At 38.1% G+C, this 6264-nt stretch carries 5 protein-coding genes; 3 read left to right on the forward strand and 2 right to left on the reverse strand.

Annotated elements, in window-relative coordinates; translation table 11 throughout:
- On the reverse strand, positions 1–696 hold a 696-nt coding region (locus IIC38_19555), incomplete at its 3' end, for a hypothetical protein (GenBank protein MCH8128119.1).
- Positions 697–1089: 393 nt separating this feature from the next.
- Between IIC38_19555 and IIC38_19560 the strand changes: the two genes are divergently transcribed.
- Both IIC38_19560 and IIC38_19565 read left to right on the forward strand, forming a co-directional pair.
- Positions 1090–2040, forward strand: a complete 951-nt coding sequence (locus IIC38_19560; GenBank protein MCH8128120.1) for a 6-bladed beta-propeller — start codon at positions 1090–1092, stop codon at positions 2038–2040.
- Positions 2027–2995 (forward strand): DoxX family membrane protein, encoded by a 969-nt coding sequence (locus tag IIC38_19565; protein MCH8128121.1) that lies wholly within the window; start codon positions 2027–2029, stop codon positions 2993–2995. The genes IIC38_19560 and IIC38_19565 overlap by 14 nt, the downstream gene beginning before the upstream one ends.
- 348 nt (positions 2996–3343) lie before the next feature.
- On the opposite strand, the gene IIC38_19570 is transcribed toward IIC38_19565, so the two are convergent.
- Positions 3344–4942 carry a serine hydrolase gene (locus IIC38_19570; GenBank protein MCH8128122.1) on the reverse strand — a complete coding sequence of 533 codons (1599 nt, stop codon included), beginning with the start codon at positions 4940–4942 and terminating at the stop codon, positions 3344–3346.
- 380 nt (positions 4943–5322) lie between these two features.
- Here IIC38_19570 and IIC38_19575 point away from each other — a divergent pair, with 380 nt between their 5' ends.
- Positions 5323–6225, forward strand: coding sequence for an insulinase family protein (locus IIC38_19575; GenBank protein MCH8128123.1), 903 nt, complete (start codon positions 5323–5325; stop codon positions 6223–6225).
- Positions 6226–6264: the final 39 nt, after the last annotated feature.

Raw genomic sequence — 6264 nt, forward strand, 5'->3', positions numbered from 1 at the left:
ATACAAGTTAGTGCCGTTGACTTGATTTAAAATTTCAGCAATCGAGCCGAACAAGATCATGACTGCCCCCGAAGCCAGCCAAAAATAAATTTTATGTTTTGTCTGCAGGAAATTTGTATAAAATTTGACAACTGCAACCAGAAGGATTGGCATCATCAGATAATGAAAAACATCTGCGGTTAAATATTGGTTCAGGAAATCCGGTGATAATCTTGGCAGCAAATAACCATAAATCCCTAAAACCACAGCCACTGTCGTTATTGTAAATAATAAATTCCAAATTATGATTTTCCTGATCTTGCGAAAGTCAATAATATTTTCCATTTGAAATGCGCTGATCAGTACGAAAACAGAAAACAGGTTATGACCCAGGGCTGAATAACGTGTGCCCAAATTTTGAACCGGCAAAGCGTTGATGTTTAACTGGCTGTCAATAATGTTGTGAGAAATCTCAAAAAAGAGTCCAATCAAAATACCCAGCGCCAGAAATAGATAGGCTAAAACATGCTGCCGGTAAAACTGCCACAGCAACACAGCCGCAGTAAAAAGTCCGAAGAAAATGAATGTTTCACTGTTTAGAAAATTAATTTCTGCAAATTTGGGAGAGAAAAATAACAATAAACAACTAAGCAATATAAAGCTTAGAAATACTCCAATATATGCGGAAATATTAATTTTTATATTTCTTGACGGCATGGTTAAGGAAGATTATCCTTCGTTGGTTTTCAACATTGATTTCCCTAAAATAAGCAAATTATTACGGCCATTCCAAAGTAGTTTTTGTGATCGATGAAATCAATCTTTCTTTTACTTTGGCATCCATCAAACTTGTGGATGCAGAACAAACACTCCGATCTTCTTCAAAATCCGTCCTGCTGCACTCCTCAAAATCCTGAATAAACACTCAACAGATTTTACTTGCAATTTCATAAGTAAACTCTTAAAGTATTTTATGGAAAAGAAAAAAAATCTTGCTGAAATTGAGGAATGCAAAGAGGATAATTGAGAGATCGACAATTTTGCATCCAAATGTTATTTGACAAATTTAACATCTTATATATTCTATTAACACTCTTCTGGATCTTATCGATGCCTGATTTTTCCCAAGGCCAAATCATACAAATCAAAGAAATCTTTACAATAGGTAGCAGCGAAAACGAACTATTCTATAGTATCAAGGACATTTGCATTGCAGATGATAGCACTTTTTATGTCGCTGACTCTAAAGGATTTAGTGTTAGTAAGTATAATAAAGATGGAACTCTAATTAAAAGAATTGGCCAACGTGGGCAAGGGCCTGGTGAGTTTAGTATGGAACCCTTTACAGTGATTTTAGTGGAAGACACACTCTACGTTGCAGATGGCTTAGGCAAGATACAGCTTTTCAACACAAAACTTGAGTATCTAATAAATCTACCTGGTTTACTTCTTAGTACCTTTGTTGTAGACAGTTACACAAAAAGAGTGATCAGTGTTACCAATTCATATGAACCAAAGGAAGTATTGCTTTATCTCTCTTTTTTCAACACTAAATTCGAAAAGACATCATCCGTAATAATTGATAAACCGCACGAATATTTTATGCTAAATCGTTTTCAGATAGCTGTTGACGAAAATCACATAATTCTAATGTTTTATCATCTAAATAGAATAGAAATCAGAGACAAGAATGGTCATTTTAGAAAAAAGTTTTCGATAGAGGGTCTGCCAAATGATGTACCAATAACGGACATGTCAAAACGATTGAAAAAAGCGAAATCATTAACTCCTAGCCATCGTCAAGCTTTATCATTTTTGCCAGACAAATTTATTTTCAATAGCATCGCTTTGAACAACCGCGGTTATATCTTTGTGCAAAGCGGCCATTATTCAGCTAGTCGCGAGATATATGTTTTAAATTATCAAGGGGAGCTGCTCACTAGTTTCACATTACCAGAAGGCGATAGACTAATGCGTATAGACCAACATGGCTTTCTTTATGCTAGCGCAGAGCATCGTACCCTATTAAAAAAATATAAAATTGAGTATGAAGGATTTTAAACTTTCAATATATAATATCATTCGCTTTTTTCTTGGCATACTATTCCTTGCCACAGGCCTGGCTAAAATTCCGGATTTTTCATCTTTCTCATATGCCATTTCAAAGTTGGTTCCGGTTTCCCAGGAGTTAATTGTAACCCTTGCCATTAATATAATCATAATAGAAATTCTGTGCGGTATCGGGCTGTTGTCAGGGTTGTATAAAAAGCAAATCAGCCAAATTGTCTTCTTACTATTAGGCTTGTATATTTGTTTTCTTACGGCAGCTATTTTTCAGCACATCGACGTGGAATGCAAATGCTTTGCTTTTATCGGAATTTCTCTTTCTGCGCCACACCAGGTCATTGTGGATTTTATCTTGCTCAATCTATCGCTTTTTCTGGTTTTAAAAAGCCCAAAGCAAAAGAAACCCGTAGATTTTTCAAAATCATTTCTTCGGAAAAAAATGATTTACAGTTCTATTTTAGTTAGTTTTCTTTGGGCAAGCCTGGTTCTGGTGCAACCGCCTCTCCTGTTTGGCTCTAAAAGCCAAACCCCTATAAATCTTTCAGTCATTCAATCCTATTCTAATTCCAAAATGACAAACGGCAGTAAATCTAAAATCATTTTATTGGTTAACCGGGCCGACTTCAATTGCCATTTCTGCTTCCAGGATTTCCTGGCCTTTTGTGATGCACTAAAAGAAATGGAGTTCCCACAGGAAGCTGTCTCTATTATTGTGAAAAAACAACCCCGGGAAAGCGAAAAGCGCCAGTTGCAAATGTTGAAATTATGGCACAATCAACTGGGTATAATCTATCCCATGATTTTGGATCGGGTTGAATTATACGAGCAATCCGGCGTAGAAAAAACCACCCTGGTTTTGCTGGATAATGAAAACCGATTGATTTTGTACGAGACCATTCCAATGAAAGCATCCAGAAGACTTGAGATATTAAGCCGCCTGAAATCCTGATTTTGTGCAGCTGTAAACTTTTGGAATGCATCAACCGTGTTGATGCAGAAAAACTCCGACCTTCTTCAAAATCCGTGCTGCTGTACTCCTCAAATCCAACAATACATCGATTTTAATAGATAATTTTATTTTCCAAAGCAATTAATTGGTTGAGTAATTTATTTATTCAGGAGTCTGCGTCCTGAACCTGACGAAGGAAATCAATTTTAGCCTATGGTAAGTGCTGTTTTTAAAATTGATTCTAGCAGAATGACGTGTTCATTTCTTTTTAGATTCGGTGATGATTCAGTGTTAATCCGTGGCTGAATGATTTTTCATATCACCTCTTTTAGTCGGTATAATTTCTTTTTACATATCCTTCAACTTCTTCAGCATTTCCACTGCGTTATTGTTCCCTGGATTCAATTTTAACGATCGCTTGTAGTTTTTAACCGAAAGTTCTTTGTCATCGTTTGCCATGTACGCTTCTGCAAGACTGTCATAAACATTGAAAGATTCAGGGTAATACACCACATTCAGTTTAAATATCTCTATTGCCTTTGGTATCTTTTCTTGTCGTAACAGAAAGTATCCTTCTGCGTTAATGAAATTTTCGGAAATTAATCCTGGAGAGCTATCATCTGTTGATGACCGAAAGAAAACGTGGTCCAGTACGTCTTCCATTAAAAATTCCGTTTCAGAAAGCGGTTCTAGACCAAATGTGCCAAATCCACCAACCGTTGCAATCAATCCACCATGAGTGAGTTTGACTTGAACACTTCTACCGCTTGGATAGGTGTAGGTTTTCGCATAACGATTGAGCACGGTCGAGGACAATTTGATAGTTTCCACGCGAGGCGGCATCTTCGGCAATTGCATCAATATGGGATGATCAGACCCATCACTGGTTTTAGCATCGATCAGACGTTTCAGCAATTGAAGAATTCTTCGTGTAGGAACCCGGTCGCCGATATACGTGTCCACCCGATGTACAAAAACGATGTTTAGGCCGGGAATTACTGTAATGGTCTGAGTACCTACACCGTAGGCCGTATAAGCGCCATATTGTTTCAACTCCCCGCCAAGAATCCACCACATGTAACCGTAACCATCATCGCCCCTAGCTTTGGAGTAGGAAGTTGAGGTTTCTTTAACCCATGAAGATGGAATAATTTGTTTGCCTTTCCAATTGCCATTGTTCAAATATAAAAGCCCAAATCGAGCCATATCCCGGGCCGACATCCGGAAGGGATAGGCCCGATAATTAGAATTCTCCGGTTCAAGATGATAATAACCATCTCGGCCCCGGTAATCCTGCATTTGAATTTCTTTGCCAATACGATTATCAAATTCTTCGAAGATCTTTTTGCCGGTCTCCTTTTCGAAGATGAATCCAAGTGTGTTGAAATCCCAGTTGTTGTAATACCAGAAAGTACCTGGGATGTGGCTTCCTCTTTTAGGACGAATTCGTTTCATCCCAGCTGTTTCATAAGCCGCAGGGTGATAAATTCCGGAGCGCGCTTTGAGCAAATCGAGAATTTTAGCCTGTTTCTCAACAGGAGTGAGGATGTCTTTATCATCGATATTGAGATCGGCCAGCGTATTGTTAACATCGATGTTGCCGTCGCCAACATGCACGCCATAGAGAGCGCTTAGGAAGCTCTTTCGCACCGAATGGCACATGTAACGTCGTTCAATATCTCCCCAGGTGGTGACAACGGCGCCGTCATATATCAGCATAAACGCGGCAGAACCAATCGAGTCAGCGAAGGCTTTAGCGCCTTTTAATTTTTCATTTGACCATCCAGCTAGTTGAGGTTTGGCGAATTGCATCCAGGTTTTGCCTGGAAAGCGATCTTGGGAAAAACATGTTGAAGATAGAATAAATAGAATAGAAACGAAGAAAAATGTGGTAATCGATTTAAGGTAAATCTGCTTTTTTAGATCATTCTTGTTGGATGTAACCATTATTAACCTCCGATTGAATTTTTGTATGGAATTTGGTTGATAGGAATGATTTCATTACGTCGTGGTTTAACAAGTTGTTACTGAACATTTTCATTAATAGGAGTATTAATTGAATTGCTGAAGTAGAACAGTTTCCTTGGCTGCTCTAAAAATTAAGTGTTGTTATAATAAAATGAGTAATATCTGCAAAAATGCCAAAGGAAAAAACTGGATGTATACACACAGACAAAAGTGTTTTTCTATGATTAGTTTGATTTTGTATTCATCACAAAAATTCTATTGTAATTTTATTTTAAATTTATTACACTTACCAAAATTCCTTACCAACAAAATTAACAAACAAAATAATTTCAGATTGATCACATTAATTGGGAGGTTATATGAAAATCAGTAACAACAGCAAAAAAAGGAGAAATGGTATTGTTGTCTTTATGGCACTGATGTTGTTTACTTTTTCTGCAAACGCACAAAATTTGGCTGAGTTTGAGAAAAAAGTCACAGAGTTTACTCTTGACAACGGTCTTCGATTTATTGTGGTTGAGAGGCATGAAGCGCCGGTTGTGTCATTCCATACTTATGCTGATGTGGGTTCGGTTGATGAAGTAAAGGGGATCACAGGTCTGGCTCATGTTTTCGAACATATGGCTTTCAAAGGTACGAATACGATTGGGACCAAGGATTTAAAAGAAGAGCTTAAGGCAATGCAGAAAGTCGATGCAGCTTTCGAGGAGCTTCGTCGTGAACGCCATAAAGGGGCGCTAGCTGATAGCAGTCAACTGGCAGAATTAGAGAAAGCTTTTAAAGAGGCAAGGGAAACAGCCAAAGAATTTGTGGTCAGCAACGAAATTGGCGAGGCTATTGAACGTGCCGGCGGTGTTGGTTTAAATGCGTCGACAAGTTCGGATTGGACAAGATACTATTACAGTCTTCCATCCAATAAAACCGAATTGTGGTTCTCGCTGGAATCGGATCGTTTTCTCAATCCTGTTTTGCGTGAATTCTACACTGAAAAAGAAGTCGTAATGGAAGAACGCCGTATGCGTACGGAGAGTAATCCGATAGGCCGTCTGTTAGAAGAGTTTGTTGCAACGGCTTTTAAGGCTCATCCCTACAGTGAGCCGGTTGTAGGCCACATGTCTGATTTGGAGAGTATTACACGCGCTGAAGGTAAGACGTTTTTTAAGAAATTTTATGGCGCTAATAATTTGATCATTGCTGTCGTTGGAGATGTGAAGTCAAAACAAATAAAAAAATTAGCTCAAATAAAGAGCGAAATCCATTAATACCATCTGTCGCATTTACTGTAGACCCTGATGTTTTTA

It is taken from the genome of candidate division KSB1 bacterium (assembly GCA_022566355.1).
Classification (GTDB): domain Bacteria; phylum Zhuqueibacterota; class JdFR-76; order JdFR-76; family DREG01; genus JADFJB01.